General features: G+C 60.0%; 27 protein-coding genes and 1 other RNA gene. 11 read left to right on the forward strand and 17 right to left on the reverse strand.

Features of this window, described 5'->3' with window-relative positions; genetic code table 11:
* Positions 1 to 126 precede the first annotated feature (126 nt).
* The 6 genes from AB4N84_RS09460 to AB4N84_RS09485 all read right to left on the reverse strand — a co-directional run bounded on the left by AB4N84_RS09460 (position 127) and on the right by AB4N84_RS09485 (position 7,589).
* Positions 127 to 1,743, reverse strand: a complete 1,617-nt coding sequence (locus AB4N84_RS09460) for an ABC transporter permease (protein WP_460046114.1) — start codon at positions 1,741 to 1,743, stop codon at positions 127 to 129.
* Between the two features lie 187 nt (positions 1,744 to 1,930).
* Positions 1,931 to 2,932 carry an extracellular solute-binding protein gene (locus AB4N84_RS09465; RefSeq protein ID WP_460046115.1) on the reverse strand — a complete coding sequence of 334 codons (1,002 nt, stop codon included), beginning with the start codon at positions 2,930 to 2,932 and terminating at the stop codon, positions 1,931 to 1,933.
* Between the two features lie 234 nt (positions 2,933 to 3,166).
* Positions 3,167 to 4,387 carry a 2-octaprenyl-3-methyl-6-methoxy-1,4-benzoquinol hydroxylase gene (locus AB4N84_RS09470; RefSeq protein WP_460046117.1) on the reverse strand — a complete coding sequence of 407 codons (1,221 nt, stop codon included), beginning with the start codon at positions 4,385 to 4,387 and terminating at the stop codon, positions 3,167 to 3,169.
* Positions 4,388 to 4,436: 49 nt separating this feature from the next.
* Positions 4,437 to 5,624: a 2-octaprenyl-6-methoxyphenyl hydroxylase gene (gene ubiH, locus AB4N84_RS09475; protein WP_460046118.1), complete on the reverse strand. Its 1,188-nt coding sequence runs from the start codon at positions 5,622 to 5,624 to the stop codon at positions 4,437 to 4,439.
* Positions 5,621 to 6,955, reverse strand: a complete 1,335-nt coding sequence (gene pepP, locus AB4N84_RS09480) for a Xaa-Pro aminopeptidase (protein WP_074754519.1) — start codon at positions 6,953 to 6,955, stop codon at positions 5,621 to 5,623. Before pepP ends, ubiH begins: the two co-directional genes overlap by 4 nt.
* Positions 6,956 to 7,037: 82 nt before the next feature.
* Positions 7,038 to 7,589 carry a YecA/YgfB family protein gene (locus AB4N84_RS09485; RefSeq protein WP_460046119.1) on the reverse strand — a complete coding sequence of 184 codons (552 nt, stop codon included), beginning with the start codon at positions 7,587 to 7,589 and terminating at the stop codon, positions 7,038 to 7,040.
* Positions 7,590 to 7,738: 149 nt separating this feature from the next.
* Here AB4N84_RS09485 and AB4N84_RS09490 point away from each other — a divergent pair, with 149 nt between their 5' ends.
* The 4 genes from AB4N84_RS09490 (at position 7,739) to AB4N84_RS09505 (ending at position 9,212) form a co-directional block, all read left to right on the forward strand.
* Positions 7,739 to 7,948 carry a TIGR02449 family protein gene (locus tag AB4N84_RS09490; protein WP_062379587.1) on the forward strand — a complete coding sequence of 70 codons (210 nt, stop codon included), beginning with the start codon at positions 7,739 to 7,741 and terminating at the stop codon, positions 7,946 to 7,948.
* Entirely contained in the window at positions 7,945 to 8,265 is a 321-nt protein-coding gene (locus AB4N84_RS09495) for a cell division protein ZapA (protein WP_346828578.1), read from the forward strand. The genes AB4N84_RS09490 and AB4N84_RS09495 overlap by 4 nt, the downstream gene beginning before the upstream one ends.
* A 31-nt stretch (positions 8,266 to 8,296) precedes the next feature.
* Positions 8,297 to 8,475: non-coding RNA, 6S RNA (gene ssrS, locus AB4N84_RS09500), on the forward strand.
* Positions 8,476 to 8,585: 110 nt separating this feature from the next.
* Entirely contained in the window at positions 8,586 to 9,212 is a 627-nt protein-coding gene (locus AB4N84_RS09505) for a 5-formyltetrahydrofolate cyclo-ligase (protein ID WP_460046120.1), read from the forward strand.
* 125 nt (positions 9,213 to 9,337) lie between these two features.
* Here AB4N84_RS09505 and AB4N84_RS09510 read toward each other — a convergent pair whose 3' ends face one another.
* Complete coding sequence (locus AB4N84_RS09510) at positions 9,338 to 9,490, reverse strand: hypothetical protein (RefSeq protein ID WP_143024423.1); 153 nt, start codon at positions 9,488 to 9,490, stop codon at positions 9,338 to 9,340.
* Between the two features lie 195 nt (positions 9,491 to 9,685).
* Between AB4N84_RS09510 and AB4N84_RS09515 the strand changes: the two genes are divergently transcribed.
* Complete coding sequence (locus tag AB4N84_RS09515; protein WP_460046122.1) at positions 9,686 to 10,135, forward strand: EVE domain-containing protein; 450 nt, start codon at positions 9,686 to 9,688, stop codon at positions 10,133 to 10,135.
* Between the two features lie 119 nt (positions 10,136 to 10,254).
* Here AB4N84_RS09515 and AB4N84_RS09520 read toward each other — a convergent pair whose 3' ends face one another.
* Positions 10,255 to 10,668 carry a flagellar basal body-associated protein FliL gene (locus tag AB4N84_RS09520; RefSeq protein WP_074754529.1) on the reverse strand — a complete coding sequence of 138 codons (414 nt, stop codon included), beginning with the start codon at positions 10,666 to 10,668 and terminating at the stop codon, positions 10,255 to 10,257.
* 135 nt (positions 10,669 to 10,803) lie between these two features.
* On the opposite strand from AB4N84_RS09520, the gene AB4N84_RS09525 reads away from it, so the two are divergent.
* The gene (locus AB4N84_RS09525; RefSeq protein WP_460046123.1) at positions 10,804 to 11,781 is read left to right on the forward strand and encodes an NADPH:quinone oxidoreductase family protein; all 978 of its coding nucleotides are present in this window, start codon (positions 10,804 to 10,806) and stop codon (positions 11,779 to 11,781) included.
* A gap of 166 nt (positions 11,782 to 11,947) precedes the next feature.
* On the opposite strand, the gene AB4N84_RS09530 is transcribed toward AB4N84_RS09525, so the two are convergent.
* Entirely contained in the window at positions 11,948 to 12,583 is a 636-nt protein-coding gene (locus AB4N84_RS09530) for an energy transducer TonB (RefSeq protein WP_460046979.1), read from the reverse strand.
* 5 nt (positions 12,584 to 12,588) lie between these two features.
* Positions 12,589 to 12,966 (reverse strand): TonB family protein, encoded by a 378-nt coding sequence (locus AB4N84_RS09535; protein ID WP_460046125.1) that lies wholly within the window; start codon positions 12,964 to 12,966, stop codon positions 12,589 to 12,591.
* A 289-nt stretch (positions 12,967 to 13,255) separates the two neighbouring features.
* Between AB4N84_RS09535 and glpT the strand changes: the two genes are divergently transcribed.
* Entirely contained in the window at positions 13,256 to 14,605 is a 1,350-nt protein-coding gene (gene glpT, locus AB4N84_RS09540) for a glycerol-3-phosphate transporter (protein WP_074754537.1), read from the forward strand.
* A gap of 444 nt (positions 14,606 to 15,049) precedes the next feature.
* On the opposite strand, the gene AB4N84_RS09545 is transcribed toward glpT, so the two are convergent.
* From AB4N84_RS09545 to AB4N84_RS09575, 7 genes are all read right to left on the reverse strand, one after another.
* Positions 15,050 to 15,724 carry a gamma-glutamylcyclotransferase gene (locus AB4N84_RS09545; protein ID WP_074754539.1) on the reverse strand — a complete coding sequence of 225 codons (675 nt, stop codon included), beginning with the start codon at positions 15,722 to 15,724 and terminating at the stop codon, positions 15,050 to 15,052.
* A 185-nt stretch (positions 15,725 to 15,909) separates the two neighbouring features.
* On the reverse strand, positions 15,910 to 16,878 hold the full coding sequence (locus tag AB4N84_RS09550) for a CDP-6-deoxy-delta-3,4-glucoseen reductase (protein WP_460046127.1): 969 nt from the start codon (positions 16,876 to 16,878) through the stop codon (positions 15,910 to 15,912).
* On the reverse strand, positions 16,878 to 18,344 hold the full coding sequence (gene ubiD / locus AB4N84_RS09555; RefSeq protein ID WP_460046128.1) for a 4-hydroxy-3-polyprenylbenzoate decarboxylase: 1,467 nt from the start codon (positions 18,342 to 18,344) through the stop codon (positions 16,878 to 16,880). The genes AB4N84_RS09550 and ubiD overlap by 1 nt, the downstream gene beginning before the upstream one ends.
* Positions 18,345 to 18,417: 73 nt before the next feature.
* Positions 18,418 to 20,382 carry an acyltransferase family protein gene (locus AB4N84_RS09560; RefSeq protein ID WP_460046129.1) on the reverse strand — a complete coding sequence of 655 codons (1,965 nt, stop codon included), beginning with the start codon at positions 20,380 to 20,382 and terminating at the stop codon, positions 18,418 to 18,420.
* Positions 20,383 to 20,471: 89 nt separating this feature from the next.
* The gene (rho, locus tag AB4N84_RS09565) at positions 20,472 to 21,731 is read right to left on the reverse strand and encodes a transcription termination factor Rho (RefSeq protein ID WP_027979976.1); all 1,260 of its coding nucleotides are present in this window, start codon (positions 21,729 to 21,731) and stop codon (positions 20,472 to 20,474) included.
* Positions 21,732 to 21,960: 229 nt separating this feature from the next.
* Positions 21,961 to 22,296: a thioredoxin TrxA gene (gene trxA / locus AB4N84_RS09570; protein ID WP_460046130.1), complete on the reverse strand. Its 336-nt coding sequence runs from the start codon at positions 22,294 to 22,296 to the stop codon at positions 21,961 to 21,963.
* 396 nt (positions 22,297 to 22,692) lie between these two features.
* Positions 22,693 to 23,397 carry a FadR/GntR family transcriptional regulator gene (locus AB4N84_RS09575; RefSeq protein WP_074754549.1) on the reverse strand — a complete coding sequence of 235 codons (705 nt, stop codon included), beginning with the start codon at positions 23,395 to 23,397 and terminating at the stop codon, positions 22,693 to 22,695.
* Positions 23,398 to 23,654: 257 nt separating this feature from the next.
* On the opposite strand from AB4N84_RS09575, the gene AB4N84_RS09580 reads away from it, so the two are divergent.
* From AB4N84_RS09580 to AB4N84_RS09595, 4 genes are read left to right on the forward strand one after another with little or no spacing between them, the layout of a single operon-like run.
* On the forward strand, positions 23,655 to 24,440 hold the full coding sequence (locus tag AB4N84_RS09580; protein WP_460046131.1) for a transporter substrate-binding domain-containing protein: 786 nt from the start codon (positions 23,655 to 23,657) through the stop codon (positions 24,438 to 24,440).
* A gap of 28 nt (positions 24,441 to 24,468) precedes the next feature.
* On the forward strand, positions 24,469 to 25,134 hold the full coding sequence (locus AB4N84_RS09585; RefSeq protein WP_074754553.1) for an amino acid ABC transporter permease: 666 nt from the start codon (positions 24,469 to 24,471) through the stop codon (positions 25,132 to 25,134).
* A complete protein-coding gene (locus tag AB4N84_RS09590; RefSeq protein WP_460046980.1) occupies positions 25,131 to 25,781 on the forward strand; it encodes an amino acid ABC transporter permease in 651 nt (216 codons plus the stop codon). Before AB4N84_RS09585 ends, AB4N84_RS09590 begins: the two co-directional genes overlap by 4 nt.
* Positions 25,768 to 26,502: an amino acid ABC transporter ATP-binding protein gene (locus AB4N84_RS09595; protein ID WP_074754558.1), complete on the forward strand. Its 735-nt coding sequence runs from the start codon at positions 25,768 to 25,770 to the stop codon at positions 26,500 to 26,502. The genes AB4N84_RS09590 and AB4N84_RS09595 overlap by 14 nt, the downstream gene beginning before the upstream one ends.
* Positions 26,503 to 26,527 lie beyond the last annotated feature (25 nt).

The following is a 26,527-nucleotide window of genomic DNA, read 5'->3' on the forward strand; positions in this document are numbered from 1 at the left end:
ACGGTCGCTCACAATAACGGCAAATCCCCCATGACTCGGGGTCTGGAACCCTTGGTAATTTGCGGAATTGTCTGACAGACCGTGTCGATTGCGGCGCATTGTAGCCGCAAGGTTGTGACCCCGCACCTAGCCGATCGGTCTGGCCGAACGTCTGATTAAGCCAATTACCGGTAGTAAACCGACCATGACCAATGTCAGTGCGGGCAAAGCCGCGCGCGCCCACTCGCCTTCACTGGTCATTTCGAAGATACGCACCGCCAGCGTGTCCCAGCCAAACGGGCGCATCAGCAGGGTGGCGGGCATTTCCTTGAGCACATCGACGAACACCAGCAAGGCAGCGCTCAACGTGCCCGGAATGAGCAACGGCAGATAAATCTTGAAAAACAAACGCGGTCCCCCGACTCCGAGACTGCGCGCCGCTTCGGGCAAAGACGGGCGAATCCGCGACAGGCTGTTTTCCAGAGGACCGTAAGCCACGGCGATGAAGCGCACCAGATACGCCATCACCAACGCCGCCAGACTCCCGAGCAGCAATGGCTTGCCTGCGCCACCGAGCCAACCGGACAGCGGCACGACCAGCTCTCGGTCCAGATAACTGAAGGCCAGCATGATCGACACCGCGAGCACCGAGCCCGGCAACGCATAGCCGATGTTCGCCAGACTCACGCCTGAGCGGATCGCACGGGTGGGCGCCAAACGACGCGCGAACACCAGAATCATCGCCACGCTTACCGTGACCAAGGCCGCAATGCCCCCCAGGTACAAGGTGTGCAGGATCAGGCCGGTGTAGCGCTCGTCCAGATCGAAACGGCCCCGCTGCCAGACCCAGACGATCAGTTGCATCAGCGGCACCACGAACGCGCAGGCGAATACCAACCCACACCATGTGCTCGCCGCGGCAGCTTTAAAACCGTGCAAGTGGTACAGCGCGCTTACACGAGGCCGCTCGTTGCTCGCCCGGCTGGCGCCTCGTGCGCGGCGCTCGCCGTAGAGCAGCACCATCACCACCAACAGCAGCAGGCTCGCCAGTTGCGCCGCGCTCGACAGGCTGAAGAAGCCGTACCAGGTCTTGTAGATCGCGGTGGTGAACGTGTCGAAGTTGAACACCGACACCGCACCGAAATCGGCCAGGGTTTCCATCAACGCCAACGCGACGCCCGCGCCGATGGCTGGCCGGGCCATCGGCAATGCCACTCGCCAGAACGCCTGCCAGGGCGACTGCCCAAGAATCCGTGCTGCTTCCATCAGGCCTTTACCTTGCGCAAGGAACGCGGTGCGGGCCAACAGGTAGACGTACGGGTAAAACACCAGCACGAGCACGGTGATCACGCCGCCCGTGGAACGTACACGTGGCAAGCGAAGGCCCGTGCCGAACCACTCACGCATCAGCGTCTGGACGGGGCCTGCAAAATCGAGCAGACCCACGAAGACGAATGCGAGCACGTACGCCGGAATGGCGAACGGCAACATGAGCGCCCAGTCCAGCCAGCGCCGGCCCGGAAACTCACAGAGCGCGGTCAGCCAGGCAAGGCTCACGCCCAACAGCGTCACGCCCAGCCCTACGCCCACCACCAGCGTCAGCGTGTTGCCGAGCAGCCGGAGCATCTGGGTTTCCCACAGGTGGGACCAGATCTCGTAATCGATGGTTTGCCAAGAGAGCAGCAGCACGCTCAGCGGCAGCAACACCAGCGCGGCGATGGCGAAAACCAGGGGATACCAGCGACGCTGGGCGGGATGGGCCACGGGGAGGTCTCGTGAGGCGTCGGAGTTAGCGGATGCGTCCGGTGGGAGCGAATTCATTCTCGATGCGTTGGCACAGCCGATGGAAATGTGGCGGATGCACCGGCCCATCGCGAATGAATTCGCTCCCACAGGGCCCAGTTTCTTCCGCCGTATCCGCGATCAATCAAATAATCAAGGTCGCGAAAGATCAATTCCAGCCAGCGCGATCCATCATGCGAATCGCTTCGGCCTGGCGTCGTCCGGCCACCTCGACGGGGATGGTGTCCGCCTTGAACGCGCCCCAGCTCGCGACTTCTGCCGACGGCGCAACCTTCGGGTTGGCCGGGAACTCCTGATTGGTGCCGGAGAAAATCGTCTGCGCTTCAGGCCCGGTCATCCACTCGACCAGCGCTTTGGCGGCCTCGGGATGCGGCGCGTACTTGGTCAAACCGATGCCCGACAGATTGACGTGAACGCCACGGTCCGACTGGTTCGGCCAGAACAGCCGTACGGCCAGATTCGGGTTTTGCTGGTGCAACCGACCGTAGTAGTAGGTGTTGACGATGCCGACGTCGCATTGCCCGGCATTGATCGCCTCCAGCACCGCAATGTCATCGGAGAACACATCGGTGGACAGGTTGTTGACCCAGCCCTTGAGGATCTTTTCCGACGCCTCTGCACCATGGGTCTCGATGAGCGTTGCGGTCAGCGACTGGTTATAGACCTTCTTCGCGGTGCGCAGACACAGACGCCCTTCCCACTGCTTATCGGCCAGGGCTTCATAGGTGGTCAGCTCTTCGGGTTTGACCCGGTCGGTCGAGTAGGCAATGGTTCGTGCGCGCAGGCTCAGGCCTGTCCAGGCATGAGCAGAGGATCGGTATTGCGACGGGATATTCGCGTCGATCACCGCAGATGTGAACGGCTGCAGGATGCCCATCTGCTCGGCTTGCCAGAGGTTGCCGGCGTCCACAGTCAGCAGCAGGTCGGCCGTCGCGTTCTGCCCTTCGGCCTTGATGCGCTGCATCAACGGCGCTTCCTTGTCGGTGATGAACTTTACCTTCACGCCGGTCTTGGCGGTGTAGGCATCGAAAACCGGTTTGATCAGCTCGTCGATCCGGGAGGAATACACCACCACTTCATCAGCCGCCTGGGCAGTGCTGCCGAGCACGGCCAATGCCAGGACAGCCAGAAGACGCTTGCTCGCCTGCATGCTGAGACCTCGTTTGAAAAATGAGGCGAAATGGTAGTGAATCGCATCAACGAAGTCTGAGCAGAGCCGTTACGAGATGTTGCGGAGTACGCCCAAGCGTTCTCTTCTGTAGGAGCGCGCTTGCCCGCGAAGGCTGAGTAACTAACGCTGAAGGTGCGGTGGATGTACTGACGGCTTCGCGGGCAAGCGCGCTTCTACAAGGATCCGGTTTGTCCCGCAGACGCTACGGTGCAATCAAATACGGGCCAGCTCCGGCAAATCCCCGCTCAGCCCCAGCGCCTGACGCACAAACATGGCCTTGGCTTCGGCAGACTGATCGACCATCTTCAAGCCGGTATTGCGCAGCCAGCGGACCGGCAGCGGGTCGGCCTGAAACAGCCGCTCGAAGCCTTCCATCGCCGCCATCAGCGCCAGGTTGTGCGGCATGCGCCGACGCTCGTAGCGGCTCAGCACTTTTGGATCGGCCAGACGCTCGCCTCGCTCGACGGCGCTGTGCAGCACCTCAGCCAACACGGCCGCATCGAGGAAACCCAGATTCACGCCCTGCCCGGCCAAAGGGTGGATGGTGTGCGCAGCATCGCCAATGAGCGCCAGACCTTCAGCCACGTAACGTTTGGCATGACGCTGACGCAGCGGCACGCACAAGCGCGCATCCGTCGAAACGACCTGCCCAAGACAACCCTCGAACGCCTTTTCCAACTCGCGACAGAACCCGTCGTCTTCCAGCTTCATCAAGCGCTCGGATTCCGTCGGCGTGACGGACCAGACGATCGAACACCAGTGCTCGCCTTCACGCTCAAGCGGCAAGAAGGCCAGCGGGCCGTCATCGGTGAAGCGCTGCCAGGCCGTTTTGCGGTGGGATTCCGCCGTGCGCACACTGGTCACGATGGCGTGGTGGAGGTAGTCCCACTCCCGCGTCGCAGTGCCAGTCATGCGCCGCACGGTGGAGTTGGCGCCGTCGGCTGCCACCACCAGCGGCGCGCGCAAGGTGCGGCCGTCGGCCAGCGTCAGCAGCCAGTCATCACCGGAACGACGCATCTGCTCCAGACGCGCATTGGCCAGCAGGCCGATGTCGCAGTCATGCAGCCGCTCGATCAATGCGTCCTGGACCACGCGGTTTTCAACGATATGGCCCAGCACCTGAGCGTGCACGCTCGACGCCGAGAAATGCACCTTGCCGGTTCCGCTGCCGTCCCACACGTGCATCTCGCCATACGGGCTGACGCGACGCGAAACGATACCGTCCCAGACATTCAAACGTTCGAGAATGCGTTGACTGGCCGCAGACAGTGCACTGACCCTCGGCTCGAACGGCGAGGCCTGGTCGAACGGTTTGACGCTCATCGGGCTTCCGTCCACCACCAGAATATCCAGCCCGCTGTTTTGCAGCGCCAGCGCCAGTGCGCTACCGACCATTCCGGCCCCGACAATCAGCAGATCTGCGCGCGTTTCCATGCTTTAAATCGTTCTCGCGTGTGGCAACGGCCACGAATGAAAAGAGGGGTTAAACATCGGCCCGCGTTCCCAGCCCCATGGCCTGGCGGGCGAACCAGCTCTTGGCCGAAGGCAACAGGTCCAGGCCGAGCAAGCCGATATTGCGGCCTGCCGTAATCACGGGTTGCTGGCTGCCAAACAGGCGGGTGACCTGATCGGAGAAGCCGACCGTGAGTTTCTGATCCATGCGCTGCCGATCCCGATACACCTGCAGCGTCGCCAGATCGCCAGGATTCGCATCGCTGGCGAGCAGTGCTTCGGCCAGTGACGCCGCATCGCGCAGCGACAGGTTGAAACCTTGACCGGCAATCGGGTGCAGGCTGTGTGCCGCGTTGCCCAAAACGACCAGGTGAGCACGCACTTGCTCCTCGGCCTCAATCAGCGACAGCGGATAGGTATGACGCACACCCACCTGCTTTAACGCGCCGAGGCGATAGCCGAACACGCCTTGCAGCTCGGCGAGGAAACTGCGGTCGTCCAGCGCCATCAGGCGCTTTATCTCTTCGGGCTTGCGAGTCCACACCAGCGCGCAGCGATTTTCCGGCAGCGGCAGCAGCGCCATCGGACCTTCATCGGTGAATCGCTCGAACGCCTGACCGCAATGGGCCTCGCCAGGCGTGATGTTGGCGATCAGCGCGCTCTGGTCGTAAGGCGTCGTGCGCACGCCAATGCCCAACTGCTCGCGGAGGGTGGAGCGACCGCCATCGGCGAGTACCGCCAGATCGCAGTCCAGTTGTGTTTCGTCGCTCAAAGTCAGGCGATAGCCCTCGGGCAACGCCTGCATGTGTTTGACTTCAGCCGGCACGCGCCAGCTGATCACGTCTTTATCCAACCCCTGCCACAGGCATTGGCCGAGCCAGGCGTTCTCGACGACGTAACCCAACGCGGGCACGCCTTCCTGCATCGAGGACAGTCTCGCTGCGCCGAAGCGGCCTTTGTCGGACACCTGAATCTGCAGGATGGGTTCGGCGCGGCGGCTGATCTGCTGCCACAGCCCTAAACGCTCGTAGATCTGCCGCGCGCCGAAAGACAGCGCGGAAGAACGCGCATCGTAGCTCGGCTGATACGTGTCGCCCGGCGCAAAAGGCTCGATCAGAACGATCTTCCAGCCGCGCGCCTTGGCGCCCGCTTGCAATGCCAGCGCCAGGCTCGCGCCCACCAGCCCGCCACCGACGATGGCCAGATTGAAACGGCTCATGCGGCATCAGCTCTTGCAGCGGCCATCAAGGCCTCGATGTCTGCGACGGATTTGGGCACGCCGCCAGTGAGAATTTCACAGCCTTTTTTGGTCACCACGACATCGTCCTCGATTCGTACGCCGATCCCGCGCCATTTCTTCGCGACGTTCTGATTGTCCGGCGAAATATAAATACCGGGCTCGACCGTCAGCGCCATGCCAGCCTCAAGCACGCGCCATTCGCCGCCCACCTTGTACTCGCCGACATCATGCACATCCATACCCAGCCAGTGACCGGCGCGGTGCATATAAAAAGCTTTGTACGCTTCAGCGGCGATCAGTTCATTGACCTCGCCCTGCAACAGGCCCAGCTCTACCAATCCGGCCGTGATCACCCGAACGGTCGCCTCATGCGCCTGGTTCCAGTGGTTGCCTGGTTTGATGACCGCGAACGCCGCTTCCTGGGATTTGAGCACCAGTTCGTAGATCGCTTTCTGCTCGGCGGAGAATTTCCCACTGACCGGGAAGGTGCGTGTGATGTCGCTGGCGTAGCAGTCAATCTCGCAACCGGCGTCGATCAGCACCAGGTCACCGTCCTTGAGCGCCGCATCGTTTTCCTGATAGTGCAGGATGCAAGCATTGCGACCCGAGGCCACGATCGAGCCGTAAGCCGGCATCTTCGCACCGCCTTTACGAAACTCGTAATCCAGCTCGGCTTCCAGACTGAACTCATACAGGCCAGCACGGCTGGCCTGCATCGCACGCACATGAGCGCGCGCCGAGATCTGCGCAGCCTCGCGCATGACTTTCACTTCGGCGGCCGACTTATACAGGCGCATGTCATGCAGCAGGTGATCCAGCGCAACGAACTCTTTCGGCGGCTGAGCGCCCAGGTGTGCCTTGGAACGGATGACGTTGATCCACTCCATCACATGACGGTCGAATTCCGGATTGCTGCCCATCGACGAATACACACGGTCACGGCCCTCGATGAGGCCGGGCAAGATGTCGTCGATATCGGTAATGGGGAACGCATCGTCGGCGCCGAAATCGCTGATCGCTCCGTCCTGACCGGCACGCAGCCCGTCCCACAGCTCGCGCTCAGGGTTGCGCTCGCGGCAGAACAAGACGTACTCGCCGTACTCCCGACCGGGGATCAGCACGATAACGGCCTCAGGCTCGGGGAAGCCGCTCAGGTACTGGAAATCACTGTCCTGACGGTACACATGTTCCACATCTCGATTCCGAATGGCCACGGCAGCCGCCGGCAAAATGGCGATGCTGTTAGGCTCCATCTGCTCCATCAACGCTTTGCGGCGACGGGCGTATTCGGCTTTCGGGATATGGATCATGGGCAACTGCGGTCCTCCGGATGAGCGCACCGGTCATCGACGCCTGCGGGGAGACAACGACCGGGTCGGCGACGATGAGCAATCAGTGCAAAGACGGTTTCGCTTCAGGTTCCGCTTTCTTGTTGAACTCGGTGAACAGCAGAAGCGGCGCGACGCGCAGGTATTCCATGACTTCCATGTAGTCGCTTTCGCCGTCTTCGGACTCTTCCAGCGTGTCCTGAATCTGCGCGATGGCAGCCAGATCCTGCAACACGTCCCGGGCGTCCTCGCTCAGCGACTGACCACCGACGCGGGCGAAGCCAATGAGGAAACCTTGGCACCACTGGCCCATTGCAGCGGTACGGGCGGTCAGGGGTTCATCGTCACCGGGCAGCAGCAGGACAACCGCCATGTCGTCACCGGTCAGTTCGTGTTTCACCATCTCCTGCAAGCCAATCAACGCCTGGCGGACTTTGTCCTCAGGCTCTTTCACCAGCAGTTCAAGTGCGTCGGCGATCCATTCATCGGCGTCGAAACCGGCGCCCGAGCAACTGCGGCCGAGCAACATCCCCTGCAGTTCTGCAGGAGAGACAGAGTGACCACTGTCTTTGAGGAGGGTAACGAATGCGTTATACGGGGAATTCTGATTGGGCATGGGTAACTAGGCGCCAAGCGGCGCAATGTCTAGAATGAAGGCCTTGTATCCTAGCACCGGCAGACGCGCCCAAGCTATCAGGCGATATTCAAGGCGAATCCAGACGCCAGCTCCTGCACCACTCATCTGAAAGTAATCAGTGGAAAACAATGGAAGACAACGACCTGCAAGCGCTGATGGCTCGACTGGAGTTATTGATCAATCGTGTCGAGCAACTAAAAAGTCAAAACGGACTCTTATTAGCTCAGGAAAAAACCTGGCGCGAGGAACGCGCTCACCTCATTGAAAAAAACGAAATCGCCCGGCAAAAGGTCGAGTCCATGATTTCGCGCCTCAAGGCCCTGGAGCAAGACTCATGAGTAATGGCAACAGCATCACCGTGCAAATCCTCGACAAAGAGTATTCGATCATCTGCCCTCAAGAGGAGCGCACCAATCTGGTCAGCGCAGCGCGTTACCTGGACGGCAAGATGCGCGAGATTCGCAGCAGCGGCAAAGTCATCGGCGCCGACCGTATCGCGGTGATGGCCGCACTGAACATTACCCATGACCTGCTGCATAAGCAGGAGTTGCCTGAAACGAACCAGGCAAGTGGCTCGACCCGCGAGCAAGTGCGCGACCTTCTGGACCGGGTGGACCTGGTCCTTGCCACGGATGAACCAAAAGCACAAGGCTGATTGTTCCGACATGATTCGGTATACTTGCGACCGCTCCCTGGAGTGCTTGCCAGTCGGTCATGTCCCTGAGCCGATACGCACAACCACGGGGGTTGCACGTTGGGGTTGGTGTGCATGTCCGCTCGACGGAAAGCCTTAAAACCTCCTGCAATCTCCACCTTGAACTTTCGGGTTCAAGGGCTACACCGACAGCGGTTCGTCGGGGAGTCTCACATCTCAAGCCATTGCCAAGCGCCCCGCCTGGCGGTGGAACTGGGGACAGCTATCGTGAATCAGCCTGATCTCTCGAGCCCCCATCCAAATCGCACGGACCCGCCTGCATGACTTCTTCTGGCGCCGCTTCCCTGAACGATTCCTCTGCCCTTTCCCGCCCACAATTGCGTCGTCTCCTGCGCACGGCCCGTCGCTCGCTCAACCGCGCAGAACAGCGACAGGCGGCGCAGGGTTTGTACCGCCAGTTGGCGCAAGATCCGCTTTTTCGTCGTGCCAGACACGTTTCGCTCTACCTTCCGATGGACGGTGAAATCGATCCGCGCCTGCTGCTTCGCGAAGCACAGCGACGGGGCAAGAAAACCTATCTGCCGGTGCTGAGTGCCTGGCCCCGAACCAAAATGGTGTTTCAGCGGGTGAAGCCGGGAGAAAGGTTTCGACCGAACCGATTCCGCATTCCCGAGCCACGGATCGACGCGAGAAAACAACGCAAGATCTGGGCGCTGGACCTCATTCTGATGCCGCTGGTGGGTTTCGATGACCAAGGCGGTCGACTGGGCATGGGCGGTGGATTCTACGACCGCAGTCTGGCGTATCAGGCGCGTCGCAAAGCCTGGCAGAAACCGGTGCTGCTCGGTCTGGCCCATGAGTGTCAGAAAGTCGGAAAGCTGGCGGTCGCCAGTTGGGATGTGCCGTTGCAGGGAACGGTGTCGGACAAGCGATGGTATTTAGTCTGATCGGGGCTTTGACTTTGTAGGAGCGCGCTTGCCCGCGAAAATCTTCCAGGCAACACACCTGCATCGACCGCGCGGGTCTCATCGCGGGCAAGCGCGCTCCTACAAAAAAGAAAAGCTAAATAAAACTAACGGCGGGTCGGTTGCTGCTGTTGCTGCTGAGTGATCTCAACCGGCGCGTCGGCCTTGGCGGACCACAGACCCTGCGCATACCCGGTGGTGACAATGCCCAAGCCGAACAAAATGACCAAAATCCATAGTAAATCCGGCTTGCGTTGCATTGACTGCCCCCCTTTGGCGAATCAAAAACTGACGTCCGCAGCGTCTTTCTGTAGGCCGCGTAACGGTGTAACCCTTAAAATCCCGGCATTCTGCGATAACGTGAACCAACACGCAAATACTGGCGCCAGCCGACTGTCGGTTTGTCATGAAAACGTAGGACAACCTGTCCAGTTACCCTCCGGGAGACACAACATATGGCCTATTGGCTGATGAAATCCGAGCCCGATGAGCTCTCGATTACGGATTTGCAAAAACTCGGCCAAGCCCGTTGGGACGGCGTTCGCAATTACCAGGCCCGCAATTTTGTGCGCGCGATGGCGGTCGGCGACGAATTCTTTTTCTATCACTCAAGTTGTCCGGAGCCCGGAATCGCCGGCATCGGCAAGATCATCCAGGCCGCCTACCCGGATCCTACCGCTCTGGACAACAAGAGCCACTACTTCGACGCCAAAGCCACCCAGGAAAAGAACCCATGGAGCGCCATCGACGTCGCCTTTGTCGAAACCTTTCCCAAGGTGCTGAACCTGGGCTACCTGAAACAGCAAACCGCACTGGAGCAGATGCCATTGGTGCAAAAAGGCAGCCGGTTGTCAGTCATGCCGGTGACCGCCGAACAGTGGGCGGCGGTACTGGCGTTGCGCTGAGCGGGCGGTGCACATCCCTGTAGGAGCGCGCTTGCCCGCGGTTGCTTTTTGTCTGATCAGATTGCATCAATCTGACACACCGCAATCGCGAGCACGCTCACGCCGGAAAGGGAGCCGTCTTACTGCGCAATAAAGTTATTGAACAGCAAGTCCTCAACCACAGGCTGGCCGGTCTCTTGGGTGAGCACCTGCTGGGTCTGCTTCAAGGCTTCCTGACGAAGCTTTTCCTTGGCGTCGACGTTACCCATGCTGTCGATCGTCTGTTGCGTGAACAGCGCGACCAACTGGTTACGGATCAGCGGCTCGTTCTGTTTAACCAGCTTCTGCGCCTCGGCCCCTTTGACCCGCAGCGCCACGTCAGCCTTATAGACGTGCAGCTTAGGGCCGCCGTCCAGCGCGTAGTTACCCACGAAGGGTGGGGTCAGCGCCACGTAAGACACCTTGTTCGGGTCATCCTTCTCGCCACCACCCTCTTCGGCCAGGGCCACAACAGGCATCGACAACGCCAACAGCATCAGAATCCACGCTTTCACATTCCACTCCTCAATCCGGTTCGCGGCATAGCTTACTTCAGCTTATGCACGCCTATCAGGCCGGGGCATGCTCATTGACCCCACACCCCCTCTACCTACACTTATCGGCCATCACTGGAAAAGGAATAGTCCCCGATGAAAGCCGTGCTCTGCAAAGCCTTCGGCCCCGCCGAAAATCTGGTGCTGGAAGACATCCCAGCCCCCGAACCCAAGAAAAATGAAATCCTGCTGGACGTGCACGCCGCCGGGGTCAACTTCCCCGACACCCTGATCATCGAGGGTAAGTACCAGTTCAAACCACCCTTCCCGTTCTCCCCGGGGGGAGAGGCCTCTGGCGTCGTGGCCGCCGTGGGCGAAAAAGTCAGCCACCTCAAGGTCGGCGACCGCGTGATGGCCCTTACCGGCTGGGGCAGCTTCGCCGAACAAATCGCCGTCGCGGGCTACAACGTCCTGCCGATTCCCGAGGCCATGGACTTCACCACCGCCGCCGCCTTCAGCATGACGTACGGCACCTCCATGCACGCCCTCAAACAACGCGCCAATCTGCAACCTGGCGAAACCCTTCTTGTGCTCGGCGCCTCAGGCGGCGTGGGCCTGGCCGCCGTAGAAATCGGCAAAGCCATGGGCGCCCGCGTCATCGCCGCCGCGAGCAGCGCCGACAAACTCGAAGTCGCCAGAAACGCCGGCGCCGATGAACTCATCAACTACAGCGAAACCAGCCTCAAGGACGAACTCAAACGCCTCACCAACGGCAACGGCGTCGACGTCATCTACGACCCCGTCGGCGGCGACCTCTTCGACCAGGCCGTCCGCGCCATCGCCTGGAACGGCCGCCTCCTCGTCGTCGGCTTCGCCAGCGGCCGCATCCCCGAACTGCCCGTGAACCTCGCGCTGCTCAAAGGCGCATCGGTCGTCGGTGTGTTCTGGGGTTCATTTGCCCAGCGCCAGCCACAGGACAATGCAGCGAACTTTCAACAGCTGTTCACCTGGTACGGCGAAGGGAAGTTGAAGCCTCTGGTGTCGAAGGTTTACCCGCTGGAACAGGCGGGGAAAGCGATTGATTCGTTGGGGCAGAGGAAGGCGGTTGGGAAGGTGGTGGTTGGGGTGAGGTGAATCGCCTGACGGTCTGCCACGTCTGCTGCGGCCCCGTGCCGTCATTGGCCAAGGACAGCATCTAACGCGCTCCGGTAAATGAAGTCCTAACGAAGTCCTACTAAAGGCGAAACGCAGACCCGCTCTGCGTTTCGCCCGCTAACGAAAGAAGTAAGCCCCTCCAGAATTAAATCAGCTTACGCACACTTTCCGGCAGCGCTTCTTTGTAGCGCAGCCCCGGTTGAGCTCTGCATCGTTGGATGACCTCAGGAATTGCCCGAACAAAATCATCACCCAGCTCCGCTCTCTGATCGTCTGTCATTTTCAGCCTCGTCGCTGACCTCCCCAGCACCCTGAAGGTGTAGGTGATGTGATGCATGTCCCTCACATCATGGTCGGGCGAATTGGCGCGAAAGGTCTTGAGTGCTTTGTTGAATGTGTTGCAGGACAGCACGCGAACGTGACGGCGTATCCACCTGTGTGGCTCTTGCCTCTCACTTGAGTGGGTGAAGTAGAGCTCCTGCCTGAAGCTGATCGTCTCAGGCGTTTCAGAGACGACCTGCCAAGGCTTGAGCCGCCATCCCGGGACTGCGCGCAGAACTGACTTGGCGAAGTTGTGATGTGAACTGTCGATAACGTTCACATCTGTAATCGAACCATCGCTGTGCCCTCGAAACTCGACGAGCACCAACCCTGACACGGCCTGCTCATACAATGAGCGCGGGTAGGCAGGTGCGGGCTGGTGCGCATATTTCAGCTCGACCGCATGAGCCAGCAGCGACCCAGAAATCAGCGACGAGGCGAACATCAGCCATTTCAGCATCCGTGTCACGGCACTTCCCTCCGCGCCCACGAAATCACCATTCTCAACCGACGCTCACGTCGCTCCTGATCAAAAACGAATTGCACGGATTCGCCGATGGACGCAGGCATGTCTTCGGTCACGTCCCATGGCTTGAACCGCCAGCGCTTGATTGCCGAAAGCACGGCATTGGCTGATTTTTGATCAGTTTGCTCGGTGACCCTGATTCCGCTGACAGACCCGTCGTTGTGAATGTCGTAATTCACCCGCACGCTCGCGAACATTCGGCCACCGCGTAGCGCGGACGGGTAAGCCGGCGAGATGTACCGATCAAACAGCGGATGAATCTCTCTGCCTGCGGCAGTGCCGCTTAGTGCGATCAGGCAAAGCCCGAGAACGCTCACATACTTTCGCCACCCGCTCACATTCACCTCGCCCCAAAACGCCACTACGACTGAAGGGCGCGATGGTAGGTGCGCGAGGCAGCGCGGATAAGGTTATCGAGTCCGTTTCTCGAGTAGGACTGATCCTAAAGATCAAGCGTCCGCCTACACACTCAAGCCATGTTCGAAATCCAACACGCCAATGCGCCTGAATTCGGGATATTTTCCGATGAGAAGCCTTCCTATTTTCTGTAACGAAAATGTAATATTCGATTTCGCATAAGAAAATAAAAACCCTTGGAGTGTTTCGATGTTTTCCTTCTTCCGACCTGCCGCGCATCAGGCCCCGCTGCCTGCAGAGCGCGTCGACAGCACCTACCGCCGCCTTCGCTGGCAGATTTTCGCGGGTATTTTCTTCGGTTACGCGGGCTACTACCTGCTGCGCAAGAACTTCTCGCTGGCGATGCCGTACTTGATCGATGAGGGTTACACCCGAGGTGAACTGGGCGTGGCGATCTCGGCGATCGCGATTGCCTACGGTCTGTCGAAGTTCTTGATGGGGCTGGTTTCGGATCGCTCGAACCCGCGTTATTTCCTGGCGTTCGGCCTGCTGGTGTCGGCGGCGGTGATGTTCGTGTTCGGTTTCGCGCCGTGGGCAACATCGAGCGTGACCATCATGTTTATCCTGCTGTTTATCAACGGTTGGGCGCAGGGCATGGGCTGGCCACCGAGCGGACGTACCATGGTGCATTGGTGGTCGCAGAAAGAACGCGGCGGCGTGGTGTCGGTGTGGAACGTAGCGCACAACGTCGGTGGCGGCCTGATTGGTCCGCTGTTCCTGCTCGGCCTGGGCTGGACCAACGACTGGCACGCGGCATTCTATGTGCCGGCTGCGGTGGCATTGTTCGTGGCACTGTTTGCCTTCATCACCATGCGTGACACCCCTCAATCTGTGGGTTTGCCACCGGTCGAGGAGTACAAGAACGACTACCCGGAAGGCTACGACGCGAGCCACGAAGAAGAATTCAGCGCCAAGGAAATCTTCGTCAAATACGTGCTGCGCAACAAAATGCTGTGGTACATCGCGCTGGCGAACGTGTTCGTCTATCTGCTGCGCTATGGCGTGCTGGACTGGGCGCCCACCTACCTGAAAGAAGCCAAACACTTCGACGTGGACAAGACCTCGTGGGCGTATTTCTTCTATGAGTGGGCGGGCATTCCGGGGACGCTGCTGTGCGGCTGGATGTCGGACAAAATCTTCCGGGGCAATCGCGGCCTGACAGGCATCGTGTTCATGGCGCTGGTGACGGTCGCAACGCTGGTGTACTGGCTCAACCCGCCGGGTAACCCGACGGTCGACATGATCGCACTGGTCTCTATCGGCTTCCTGATCTACGGCCCGGTGATGCTGGTCGGCTTGCAGGCGCTGGAGTTGGCGCCGAAGAAAGCAGCCGGAACAGCCGCAGGCTTCACAGGCTTGTTCGGGTATCTGGGCGGCTCGGTCGCGGCCAGTGCGCTGATGGGCTACACCGTTGACCATTTCGGCTGGGACGGCGGCTTCGTGATTCTCGTGGCGTCATGCCTACTGGCGATCGCTTTCCTGATCCCTACGTTGCGGCATACGCGGGTGGCGAGTCAGTCGCGTGAGGCGACGGCTTAAACGTTCGTGGGTGCTCTGGCGATGGCGCCTAACAAGCGCCATCGCTGAGGGAACGAACGCAGGGAGCAAGCGCGCCGCTCTGTGCGTCTGCCCGGAGGGGGTGCGAGCTTGGTCTGGGCGGTATTCCGACGAATACGCTGGATCAGCGACATCAGTGCTGAATGACCCACCGCGTTCGCTGCCCTCGTAACCTCGGACGTCTCCTACAGGGACTGCGTCGATGCATGGGCCTGGAACATCACGCGAAACCTGTGGGAGCGAGTTTGGTCTGGGCGGCGTTCCGACGAACACGCTGGATCAGCAGCATTAGCGCTGAATGACCCACCGCGTTCGCCGCCCTCGTAACCTCGGACGTCTCCTACAGGGACCGCGTCGACGCCAAGGGCCTGGAAGATCGCGCGAATCCTGTGAGCGCGGCTAGAGTGGGAGCAGTTCGTGCCGTATTCAAACCGCCAGCAAAATCGGCTTGCAGCGCTTGAACCGCTCTTCCAGGCTCAAATCCGGCATGGCGTGGCTGCGCAGGGCGTGAATGGTTTGCTCGACGTATTCCCACGTGGTGCCGTAACGACCGCTGGCACTGGCCAAGACTTGGGTCAGCACGCTGTCAGGCAGGTTGCCGGCGTAGCTGGGCAGGTGGCGTTCAAGCACAAAACCCAAGGCCTGTACTTTGGTGCCATCTTCGAGTCGGCAACTGAGCCAGTGCGGGCGATAGGACGGAAAAGGCATTTCCCGCTGCCACAGCGCAAGCAATGACTCTTCGATGTTTTCTTCCGGCAGGCGATAGGCGAAACCGCTGCACGAGCCGCCACGGTCCAGCCCGAAGACCAGTCCCGGCTGCTCGGGGGTGCCACGATGTTCGTGAGACCAGAGGTAGAGGCCGCGATGGTAGCCATGAACCCGGCCGCGCTGACGCTCCACGGCGGAGCACTCAGGGCGCCATATCAGTGATCCGTAGGCGAACAGCCAAACAGGACCACCTTCGTGACGGGACATAGTGGCATGCATGGAAGCGAGGAGTTGGTCGCGGGTCAGCTTCGGCCCAAGGTCGATAACGGGTGGGTAAGACAGCCCGAGGCCGTCGTGTACGGCTTCCACCAAGCTATTGATTTGATTCCCCATCTGGCTCCCCCATTGGCCAACGTAATGCCAATGTAGTGCTGAACACGTCTAAAGCGGCTCACGCAACAGCGAATCCACAGGCAGACACCGTTGCGAGCAATGTGCAGGCCGTCACGCCTTAAAACCGACCCTGCACCTATTCTGATGCAATTAACTCTCCACGGCGCCTGCCATCGGGCGGACGGTCAGGAGCGTGGCGCGTAAGCGAAGACGTCGGCACGCATCTGATGCGCGTCCATGCCGGCGACCACGAGGGCATCGAGGGTGGAATAGACCATGTTGGGCGAGCCGCTGGCGTAGACCTGAATCGATTTGAGGTCGGCGAAGTCTTCGCACACCGCCTCGTGCAACATGCCGCAACGACCTTCCCAGCCACACAGGTCACTGACGACCTTGTGCAAATGCAGGTTTGGCAGTGTTTTCCACTCGTCCCAATGTTTGAGTTCGTAGAAATCTTCAGGCCGCCGCACGCCCCAGTAGACATGAACCGGGTACGGGAACCCCTTGGAACGGCAATGCTCGATCAAGCTGTGCATCTGCCCCATGCCGGTCCCTGCCGCGATCAACACCAACGGACCGTCGGGCAGTTCGCCCAAGTGCGTGTCGCCAAAGGGCAACTCAACGCGCGCCATCCCCTCACGCTGCAACTGCTTGATCAGATTCTGCGCACTGGCTTCGCGAGCCAGCACATGAAACTCCAGATCACGGCCGCTTTCAGGCGCTGAAGCCATGGAGAAAGCGGACTTCTCGCCGTCGTCCCGGGCGATCATCAGGTACTGACCGGCGTGATAACGCGGCGGCTTGCCCGCAGGGGCGCGCAACATTACGCGCCACACATCCCCGCCGACTTCCACGCACTCAGTCACCTGACAGGCGAACGTGCGCACAGGCAACTCTCCCAGCGGCAATACGCTGTCCCAGAGCACCACGCAATCTTCCTGCGGCACAGCCAGGCAGGTATAGATTTCGCCGTGGCTCTGCAACTCACCGTTTTGCACGACGCTGCCTTCGACCAACAGCGCCGAGCAGATATGGCAGTTGCCGTTGCGACAGCTCTGCGGGCATTCGTAGCCCAGGCGCTGGGCGGCATCGAGGATCCGCTCGCCGGGCAATGTCTCAAGTACGGCGCCCGATGGCTGCAAGGTTACGCGCATCAATCTATTCCCAGCTGATTCCAGATGTCGTCGATCCGGCGAGTGACGGCTTCGTCCTTGACGATGGCGCGACCCCATTCACGGGTCGTCTCGCCCGGCCATTTGTGCGTCGCATCGAGCCCCATTTTCGACCCCAGCCCGGACACGGGCGAGGCGAAGTCGAGGTAGTCGATCGGCGTGTTGTCGATCATCACCGTATCGCGCTTGGGGTCCATGCGCGTGGTGATTGCCCAGATAACGTCATTCCAGTCACGGGCATTGATGTCGTCATCCGTGACGATAACGAACTTGGTGTACATGAACTGTCGCAAAAACGACCACACACCCAACATCACGCGCTTGGCGTGGCCGGGGTACTGCTTCTTCATGGTCACCACCGCCATGCGGTACGAGCAACCTTCGGGTGGCAGATAGAAGTCGGTGATTTCCGGGAACTGCTTTTGGAGGATCGGCACGAACACTTCGTTCAACGCCACACCGAGAATCGCCGGTTCATCCGGCGGGCGGCCGGTGTAGGTGCTGTGGTAGATCGGCTTGATGCGGTGGGTAATGCGCTCGACGGTGAACACCGGGAAGCTGTCGACTTCGTTGTAATAACCGGTGTGGTCGCCGTAAGGGCCCTCATCGGCCATTTCACCCGGATGAATAACGCCTTCCAGCACAATTTCAGCACTAGCCGGCACCTGCAGATCGTTGCCACGGCATTTGATCAGCTCGGTCCGGTTGCCACGCAGCAGGCCGGCGAACGCGTATTCGGAGAGGCTGTCTGGCACGGGAGTCACGGCACCGAGAATGGTTGCCGGGTCTGCACCCAAGGCCACGGACACCGGGAATGGCTGACCAGGATGCTTATTGCACCACTCCTTGAAGTCCAGCGCGCCGCCACGATGGCTGAGCCAGCGCATGATGACCTTGTTGCGACCAATCACCTGCTGGCGATAGATGCCAAGGTTCTGCCGCTCTTTGTTCGGGCCTCGGGTGATCGTCAGCCCCCACGTGATCAGCGGGCCGACGTCGCCGGGCCAGCAGGTTTGCACGGGCAGCACGCCGAGGTCGACGTCGTCGCCCTCGATCACGATTTCCTGGCAAGGCGCGTCCTTGACGACTTTCGGCGCCATGGCGATGACTTTTCTGAAGATGGGCAGCTTGGACCAGGCGTCTTTCAGCCCCTTGGGTGGCTCGGGCTCTTTGAGGAACGCCAAGAGTTTGCCGATTTCACGCAGCTCTTCGGTCGATTCGGCGCCCATGCCCATCGCCACGCGCTCGGGCGTGCCGAACAGGTTGCCGAGCACCGGGATATCGAAGCCGGTCGGGTTCTCGAACAGCAAGGCCGGCCCTTTGTTGCGCAGGGTCCGGTCGCAGACTTCGGTCATCTCCAACACGGGAGAAATGGGTACCTGAATGCGTTTCAACTCTCCGCGCTGCTCAAGCTGCTGCACGAAATCCCGTAGATCCTTGAATTTCATTAACCCGGCCACTTAACAAATAGATGCACATCCTACCTGCTCTGACGGCCGACGGCAGCAGCCTGAAGCGTAATCACCCGCCTTGGACGGCGTTTTCGCTGAGGAAGATCGGCGCCAGCAAAGGCTTCATGCGCTCGCCACCTTTATCAGACAGATGATTTTCATCCATGTATTGCGAATAGCCGTCGAACTCAGCGCGACAAATACCGCCGGGGCACATTAATGCCGTCGGGTCGAGGACGCGTACTTGCGGGTCTTCATTGCTTAACTGACTGAACAGCGAACTCAGGAACTGCTGACGGGCAAGATGCTCGGCGATCGGGCGCCCCAACCGTTCGGCAGACCGCCCGATCATGGCCAGACTCGCCAGGCGCGCCACAGTGCCCTGCCGTTGCAGCGGCACCTCCTTGAAAATCCATACGCGTGCGCCTGTTGCTCGCAGACTGTGAACCATGGCGGTGAGGTCCTTCGCCACTTGCTGCTCGGCGACCGGGCGGCTGTCGTCGCGATACAGCACGTGCTGCATGTCACCGTCTTCTTCGCCGTACAGATACAGGCTCCAGCGCGCAGCCAGGACGACGTCGCGGATCTTGTACTCGCGAATGGATTGCAGCGTAGCCTGATTGAAATCCTGACATTGCTGACGGGTTTCGTGACCCAGGATCGGCAAGCAACCGGAGAGACTGGCGAGCCAGACGGGAATCCCGTAACGCTCGGCGTCTGCCTCGATTGCAGGCTTCAACGCGGCGGCATGACTGTCGCCCCATACCAGTTGCACAGGCGGCGTGTGCTCGTCACCGCCGAAGCGACAGACCTTCGTCAGATCCTCACTTTTACGCTGCAGCAGGCACTCCATCTGCCCCTGCTGCCAATCGCGGGCCTTGGCATATTGCATCGCCTGGCCGGAAAGGCGTGCCGGCACGCCATCAGCGTCGCGCACGAGTTGCCCGGCGACGCCAATGACCAGCAACGCAGCCAGTCCGGCTGCCAGTACGGGCTTACGCCCGGCCAGCAAACGCTTTTCGCGGAAGGGCAGCTCGACGAAACACCAGCTCATCCACGCGAGAAGCAGCGTGAACACGACCCATCCAGCGGCCTCCAACGCCTGCATGCCGTCCACGGAAACGGCGTTGGCGTAGACAAAAACCGGCCAGTGCCACAGGTACCACGAATACGAAATCAGGCCGACGCCGACCATTGCCCTCACGCTCAACAGGCGCCCAACCAGCGTGGGCGCATGACCGTTGGCCCAAATCATCGCCGTAGCGCCCAGCACTGGAAACAGTGCCGCCCAGCCTGGGAATCGTGTGTATTTATCAAATCCGAAAATGGCGTACAGCACCGCGCAAAGGCCCAGCGTGCTGACCAGTTGATACACCCACGCCGGCCGCTCGCGACTGGCTGCCGGAATCACTGCCAGCATCGCGCCGCACAGCAGCTCCCACGCCCGCATGGGCAACAGAAAGAACGCGGCGTCGGGCTCACGTTTGATGGCCCATACGTTGACCGCAAATGACACGACCAACAGCCCGAATAACATCCAGCGCCAGTGCCGCAGGAAGCGGGTCAACAGCACCATCAAGAGAGGAAACAGAATGTAGTACTGCTCTTCGACCGACAGCGACCAGGTGTGCAGCAACGGCTTGAAGTCCGAAGCCGGGTTGAAGTAGCCGTCCTGGCGCATGAACAGGATGTTGGACGCGAACATCGCCTGATAGCGCACGGCTCGGCCAAGCTGCGAGTAATCATTGGCGGGCATGATGATCCAGCCCACCACCAGCGCGGCGAGCATCATGACGCTCAGGGCAGGAATGATACGGCGCGCACGCCGCGCCCAGAAATCGACAAAGCTGAAGCGTCCGGCGCTGATTTCCCGAACGATAATCGAGGTGATCAGAAAGCCGGAGATGACGAAGAACACATCGACACCCACGAACCCGCCACTGAAGGCACCGAAGCCGAAGTGGTAGAGCACCACGGGAATGACGGCCAGGGCCCGCAGCCCGTCGATGTCACGACGATTTCCAAAGGTGTGCATGACGCTCCTTGTCTGGCGCTGTGACTGAAAAAAAGGCAAAAAAAATGGTGCCCCAAAAGGACACCATTTTTCTACCGCCGTTCAGCGCGTTATTTGCGCTTCATCGACAGGAAGAACTCATCGTTGGTCTTGGTCTGTTTCAGCTTGTCGACCAGGAACTCGATGGCAGCGACTTCATCCATCGGATGCAGCAGCTTGCGCAGAATCCACATACGCTGCAGCTCGTCGTCGGCGGTCAGCAACTCTTCGCGGCGCGTGCCGGAACGGTTGATGTTGATGGCCGGGAAAACGCGCTTCTCGGCGATCTTGCGGTCCAGAGGCAGTTCCATGTTGCCGGTGCCTTTGAATTCCTCGTAGATCACTTCGTCCATCTTCGAGCCGGTTTCAACCAGCGCGGTGGCGATGATAGTCAGCGAGCCGCCTTCTTCGATGTTACGAGCCGCACCGAAGAAACGCTTTGGTTTTTCCAGAGCGTGAGCGTCGACACCACCGGTCAGTACCTTGCCGGAGCTCGGGATGACGGTGTTGTAGGCGCGAGCCAGGCGGGTGATGGAGTCGAGCAGAATGACCACGTCCTTCTTGTGCTCGACCAGGCGCTTGGCCTTCTCGATCACCATTTCGGCGACTTGCACGTGACGGGTAGGTGGCTCGTCGAAGGTGGAGGCAACCACTTCGCCGCGCACGGTGCGCTGCATCTCGGTCACTTCTTCCGGACGCTCGTCGATCAGCAGAACGATCAGGTGAACTTCAGGGTTGTTGCGGGTGATGTTCGACGCGATGTTCTGCAACATGATGGTCTTGCCCGCCTTCGGCGGTGCAACGATCAGACCACGTTGACCTTTGCCGATCGGTGCACACAGGTCGATGACGCGACCGGTGAGGTCTTCGGTGGAACCGTTACCGGCTTCCATCTTCATGCGCACGGTCGGGAACAGCGGCGTCAGGTTTTCGAACAGAATCTTGTTCTTCGCGTTTTCTGGACGGTCGAAGTTGATCGTGTCGACCTTGAGCAGTGCGAAGTAACGCTCGCCTTCCTTCGGTGGACGGATCTTGCCGACGATGGTGTCGCCCGTGCGAAGGTTGAAACGGCGGATCTGGCTCGGCGAGACGTAGATGTCGTCTGGGCCGGCAAGGTAGGAGGCGTCTGCAGAACGAAGGAAGCCGAAGCCATCCTGGAGGATCTCCAGCACGCCATCACCCGAGATTTCCTCGCCGCTTTTAGCGTGCTTCTTCAGCAGGGAGAAGATCACATCCTGCTTGCGCGAACGGGCCATATTTTCTATGCCCATCTGTTCGGCCATTTCGAGCAGATCGGTAATAGGCTTTTGCTTGAGTTCAGTCAGGTTCATATAGGAATGACGTAATCATGTATGGAGGGGGAAATTAAGCTTTTGGCTTAATGAGGCCGCGCCGCAGAGAAGGCGACAGGATCGCGTACAAATCGAAAGGAGAGCGTCGGCGACGGCTAGCAGGGGGCAACGGAGAAGCCGTTGCGGGGCCGAATGTACCACTTGATTTTCCGAGCGTCTAGTGCAACACCAGAAAAAAAGCCCCGCTATTTGCGGGGCCTTTGCGCCATCAGATGTTGGCGTCGAGGAATGCTTGCAGCTGGGACTTGGAAAGTGCGCCGACCTTGGTCGCTGACACTTCACCGTCCTTGAACAGCATCAGGGTCGGAATCCCACGAACGCCGTGCTTGGCTGGCGTTTCCTGGTTTTCGTCGATGTTCAGCTTGGCAATGGTCAGCTTGCCTTCGTAGGTGCCAGCAATGTCGTCCAGAACCGGAGCGATCATTTTGCATGGGCCACACCACTCAGCCCAGTAATCAACCAGCACAGGAACGCTAGCGCTAGCCTTCAGGACATCGGCGTCGAAGCTCGCGTCGCTGACGTGTTTGATAAGGTCGCTACTCATGAGATGTCTCCGAGGTCATAGGCAAAAAAACGTGGACCATCATAACTGTGTCACGCCGTGACAGGAAGGCGCGGGCGATTGTCTCTTGCTATGAACATTTATGACTAGCTTTATCGAAGTGACTGGCGGACCAACCTGAGTTCGCTTCTGCCCAAGGCGCCAGCTGCGTGGTTGGCCCTGACACCACGAGATCGAATGGTTTGCTGCCGCTGCGCGCCAGATCGCGGGCAAGCGCGCTCCTACAATGTACGGAGTGCCAGATACCGAGCGCGAGACGCCCTGTGGGAGCGAATTCATTCGCGATTCGATGGTGAGTTCAATGAAGATGCGTTGGATGTCACGGCCAATGCGACTGAATTCGCTCCCACAGGATCATGCGCTTGGCTGTTTGTGCACCTAGGCAGAAGGCGCGACGAAGACGATTCCGGTCCGCAATGCAGCGCCTCTGATGTGCTCCTGCATGGCTTTTTGCGCCGGGCCCGAGGCGTTGCGGGCTAGCGCGCGCAGGATCTTGCGGTGTTCCTGCCACGTCTCCATCGCCCTGCCCGCTCGAATGAAAGGCAGTTTCTGGCTTTCCAGAAAAATGTCGGCGCTGGCGGTGATGATCCCGAGAATGGCCTGATTGCCGCTGGCGACCAGAATGCGCCGGTGGAAATCGAAATCCAGTTTTGCCGCACAGTCGAAATCCCCGGCCTTCAACTCCAGGCGCATGGCTTCGACGTTGTCTTCCAGCACATCGCGCTCATCGGCCGTCAGCGTGACTGCCGCCAGCCCCGCCGCAAAACCTTCCAGCGCATAACGCAGTTGAAACGTCTCCGAAGGCGACGCCTGGGCAGCATAAGGCCAGGAAAAACCACTCGTGCTCTGTTGTGGTTCAGAAATCGCCTGAACGAATACGCCTTTCCCCGGCTGCACACTGACCACACCCAGCGCGCTTAACGAAGACAGCGCTTCGCGCAACGAAGCGCGACTGACACCCAGGCGAACCGCCAGATCCCGCTGCGAAGGCAAGCTGTCGCCGGGGCCATAGCCCTGCTCGGCGATCAGTTTGCGGATCGCTTGAAAGGCGGCTTCAGGTACTGCAATTGGGCTCGGGTGCATGGCGATTCAAACGCAATAACCGTGGAAAAAACCTCTTGTATCGCCATCGCGAAGATTCAGCAAGTGACGCCCAAGCAAGGGGCGCCGCGGCTTTGAGGCGCGCCAAAGCAGGGCGAGCGAATCGCCAACTGTTCAGACCAGTTAGACCGCAAGAGGCTTGCAGCCCGCATTTAATGGTCGCGAATTCGCGGCTGGCATGGGCTGTGCACTGGAGATTCGTCATCACCCACGACTCGCCCTGATTTCGGAGACGTCACATGACCAAGCGTTACAGCGCTCTGCTTGCCGCCCTGTTTGCCAGCCTCATGCTCGGCCAGGCCCCTGCCCATGCCAACGGCCTGGATGACGTGACCGCACGCGGTGTCCTGAAAGTCGCCGTACCGCAAGACTTCCCGCCCTTTGGCTCGGTCGGCCCGGACATGAAACCTCGCGGCCTGGACATCGACACCGCGCAGCTGATCGCCGATCAATTGAAGGTCAAACTCGAGTTGACCCCGGTCAACAGCACCAACCGCATCCCGTTCCTGACCACCGGCAAGGTCGACCTGGTGATTTCCAGCCTCGGCAAAAACCCGGACCGTGAGAAAGTCATCGACTTCTCCCACGCCTACGCGCCGTTCTACCTCGCGGTGTTTGGCCCGCCTGACGCCGCCATCGCCGGCGTGGACGACCTCAAGGGCAAGACCATCAGTGTCACCCGTGGCGCCATCGAAGACATCGAACTGACCGCCGTCGCCCCTAAAGAAGCGACCATCAAGCGCTTCGAAGACAACAACTCGACCATCGCCGCCTACCTGGCCAACCAGACCGACCTGATCGCCAGCGGTAACGTGGTGATGGTCGCGATCAGCGAGAAGAACCCTAAGCGCATCCCCGCGCTGAAAGTAAAGCTCAAGGACTCGCCGGTGTATGTCGGCGTCAACAAGGGTCAACCTGAGCTGCTGGCCAAGGTCAACGAAATCCTCGAAGCGGCGAAGAAAGACGGTGCGCTGGAAAAGAACTCGCAGACCTGGCTCAAGCAGCCTCTGCCGGCCGATCTTTGATTTTCGATTGCTGACCCGAGGCTTTTAGATGGCTTATCAGTTCGACTTCATTCCGGTCCTGCAAAACGCTGACTTGCTGCTTCGCGGGGCCCTGTTCACGCTGGAGCTGACGGCCATCGGCACCTTGCTCGGCGTCAGCGTGGGCATCGTTGGCGCGATCGTCAGAGCCTGGAAGATCCAGCCCTTCTCGGTGATCTTCGGGGTCTACGTCGAGCTGATACGCAACACGCCGTTCCTTGTGCAGCTCTTCTTCATTTTCTTTGGCCTGCCCTCATTGGGCGTGCAGATTTCCGAGTGGCAGGCGGCGGTGCTGGCGATGGTGATCAACCTGGGGGCTTACTCCACCGAGATCATCCGCGCGGGCATCCAGGCGATACCTCGCGGACAACTGGAGGCCTCCGCCGCGCTGGCGATGACGCGTTTCGAGACCTTTCGCCACGTGGTGCTGGTGCCCGCGCTGGGCAAGGTCTGGCCGGCACTGAGCAGCCAGATCATCATCGTCATGCTCGGCTCGGCCGTCTGTTCGCAGATTGCCACCGAGGAGCTGAGTTTCGCCGCCAACTTCATTCAGTCGCGCAACTTCCGCGCCTTCGAGACGTACATCATCACCACGCTGATTTACCTGTGCATGGCCCTGCTGATTCGTCAGTTGCTGGCATGGATCGGGCGTCGCTACATCGCGAGGAATAGCTGATGGATTTCACGCTTTGGGACATCGTGCGCAACCTGCTCACGGGCCTGCAATGGACGCTGGCGCTGTCGCTGGTGGCCTTCATCGGCGGAGGCGTGATCGGCTTGCTGGTCATGACGATGCGCATCTCCGACACCTCGGCCGTTCGCACCCTCGCCCGCTGCTACATCGAGCTGTTTCAGGGCACACCGCTGCTGATGCAGCTGTTTCTGGTGTTCTTCGGTGTGGCTTTGATGGGCATCGACATTTCGCCATGGCTCGCGGCAGCGCTGGCGTTGACGCTGTTTACCAGCGCCTATCTGGCCGAAATCTGGCGGGGCTGCGTCGAGTCGATTTCCAATGGTCAATGGGAAGCTTCGGCCAGCCTGGCGCTCACGCCATTCGAGCAACTGCGCTACGTGATCCTGCCGCAAGCGTTGCGCATTGCGGTGGCGCCCACGGTGGGTTTCTCGGTGCAAGTGGTCAAGGGCACCGCCGTGACCTCGATCATCGGGTTTACCGAGCTGACCAAAACCGGCGGCATGCTCGCCAATGCCACGTTCCAGCCTTTCATGGTCTACGGCTTCGTCGCCTTGGGCTACTTCCTGCTTTGCTATCCGTTGTCGCTCAGCGCGCGCTACCTGGAAAGGAGACTTCATGCCTCTGCTTAGAATTTCCGCCCTGCACAAATATTACGGCGACCACCACGTCCTCAAAGGCATCGACCTCACCGTCGAAGAAGGTCAGGTCGTGGCGATCATCGGTCGCAGCGGTTCGGGCAAAAGCACGTTGCTGCGCACGCTCAACGGCCTTGAGTCGATCAACGACGGTGTGATCGAAGTCGATGGCGAATACCTGGACGCGGCCCGCGCGGATTTGCGCAGCCTTCGGCAGAAGGTCGGCATGGTCTTTCAGCAGTTCAACCTGTTCCCACACCTGACCGTGGGCGAGAACGTGATGCTCGCGCCACAGGTGGTCAAGAAGGTCTCCAAGGCAGAGGCGACCAAGCTGGCCAAGGAGATGCTCAACCGCGTGGGGCTCGGTGAAAAATTCGATGCATTTCCGGATCGCCTGTCGGGCGGCCAGCAGCAACGCGTCGCCATCGCCCGTGCCCTGGCGATGTCGCCTAAAGTGCTGCTGTGCGACGAAATCACTTCGGCACTGGACCCTGAGCTGGTCAATGAAGTACTGAGCGTGGTGCGCGAGCTGGCCAAAGACGGCATGACGTTGATCATGGTCACCCACGAAATGCGCTTTGCCCGTGAAGTCGGCGACAAGCTGGTGTTCATGCATCAGGGCAAAGTGCACGAGGTGGGCGACCCGCGAGAATTGATGGCCAACCCGAAAACGCCTGAGCTGGCGAACTTCATCGGGTCCGTCGAACAGGCTTGAGGACACCGCAACCTCGTGACGGCTT

Source organism: Pseudomonas sp. S2_H01 (genome assembly GCF_054668305.1).

Bases quoted from the DNA above. Each gene is read 5' to 3' on its own strand.
- AB4N84_RS09510 (WP_143024423.1), bottom strand. From the start codon at position 9,490: ATGCAACGCAAGCCGGATTTACTATGGATTTTGGTCATTTTGTTCGGC.
- AB4N84_RS09515 (WP_460046122.1), top strand. From the start codon at position 9,686: ATGGCCTATTGGCTGATGAAATCCGAGCCCGATGAGCTCTCGATTACG.
- rho (WP_027979976.1), bottom strand. From the start codon at position 21,731: ATGAACCTGACTGAACTCAAGCAAAAGCCTATTACCGATCTGCTCGAA.
- ubiD (WP_460046128.1), bottom strand. From the start codon at position 18,344: ATGAAATTCAAGGATCTACGGGATTTCGTGCAGCAGCTTGAGCAGCGC.
- AB4N84_RS09485 (WP_460046119.1), bottom strand. From the start codon at position 7,589: ATGCCCAATCAGAATTCCCCGTATAACGCATTCGTTACCCTCCTCAAA.
- glpT (WP_074754537.1), top strand. From the start codon at position 13,256: ATGTTTTCCTTCTTCCGACCTGCCGCGCATCAGGCCCCGCTGCCTGCA.
- AB4N84_RS09545 (WP_074754539.1), bottom strand. From the start codon at position 15,724: ATGGGGAATCAAATCAATAGCTTGGTGGAAGCCGTACACGACGGCCTC.
- AB4N84_RS09465 (WP_460046115.1), bottom strand. From the start codon at position 2,932: ATGCAGGCGAGCAAGCGTCTTCTGGCTGTCCTGGCATTGGCCGTGCTC.
- AB4N84_RS09530 (WP_460046979.1), bottom strand. From the start codon at position 12,583: ATGCTGAAATGGCTGATGTTCGCCTCGTCGCTGATTTCTGGGTCGCTG.
- AB4N84_RS09495 (WP_346828578.1), top strand. From the start codon at position 7,945: ATGAGTAATGGCAACAGCATCACCGTGCAAATCCTCGACAAAGAGTAT.
- trxA (WP_460046130.1), bottom strand. From the start codon at position 22,296: ATGAGTAGCGACCTTATCAAACACGTCAGCGACGCGAGCTTCGACGCC.
- AB4N84_RS09585 (WP_074754553.1), top strand. From the start codon at position 24,469: ATGGCTTATCAGTTCGACTTCATTCCGGTCCTGCAAAACGCTGACTTG.
- AB4N84_RS09525 (WP_460046123.1), top strand. From the start codon at position 10,804: ATGAAAGCCGTGCTCTGCAAAGCCTTCGGCCCCGCCGAAAATCTGGTG.
- AB4N84_RS09505 (WP_460046120.1), top strand. From the start codon at position 8,586: ATGACTTCTTCTGGCGCCGCTTCCCTGAACGATTCCTCTGCCCTTTCC.
- AB4N84_RS09560 (WP_460046129.1), bottom strand. From the start codon at position 20,382: ATGCACACCTTTGGAAATCGTCGTGACATCGACGGGCTGCGGGCCCTG.
- AB4N84_RS09470 (WP_460046117.1), bottom strand. From the start codon at position 4,387: ATGGAAACGCGCGCAGATCTGCTGATTGTCGGGGCCGGAATGGTCGGT.
- pepP (WP_074754519.1), bottom strand. From the start codon at position 6,955: ATGATCCATATCCCGAAAGCCGAATACGCCCGTCGCCGCAAAGCGTTG.
- AB4N84_RS09595 (WP_074754558.1), top strand. From the start codon at position 25,768: ATGCCTCTGCTTAGAATTTCCGCCCTGCACAAATATTACGGCGACCAC.
- AB4N84_RS09490 (WP_062379587.1), top strand. From the start codon at position 7,739: ATGGAAGACAACGACCTGCAAGCGCTGATGGCTCGACTGGAGTTATTG.
- AB4N84_RS09550 (WP_460046127.1), bottom strand. From the start codon at position 16,878: ATGCGCGTAACCTTGCAGCCATCGGGCGCCGTACTTGAGACATTGCCC.
- ubiH (WP_460046118.1), bottom strand. From the start codon at position 5,624: ATGAGCCGTTTCAATCTGGCCATCGTCGGTGGCGGGCTGGTGGGCGCG.
- AB4N84_RS09575 (WP_074754549.1), bottom strand. From the start codon at position 23,397: ATGCACCCGAGCCCAATTGCAGTACCTGAAGCCGCCTTTCAAGCGATC.
- AB4N84_RS09580 (WP_460046131.1), top strand. From the start codon at position 23,655: ATGACCAAGCGTTACAGCGCTCTGCTTGCCGCCCTGTTTGCCAGCCTC.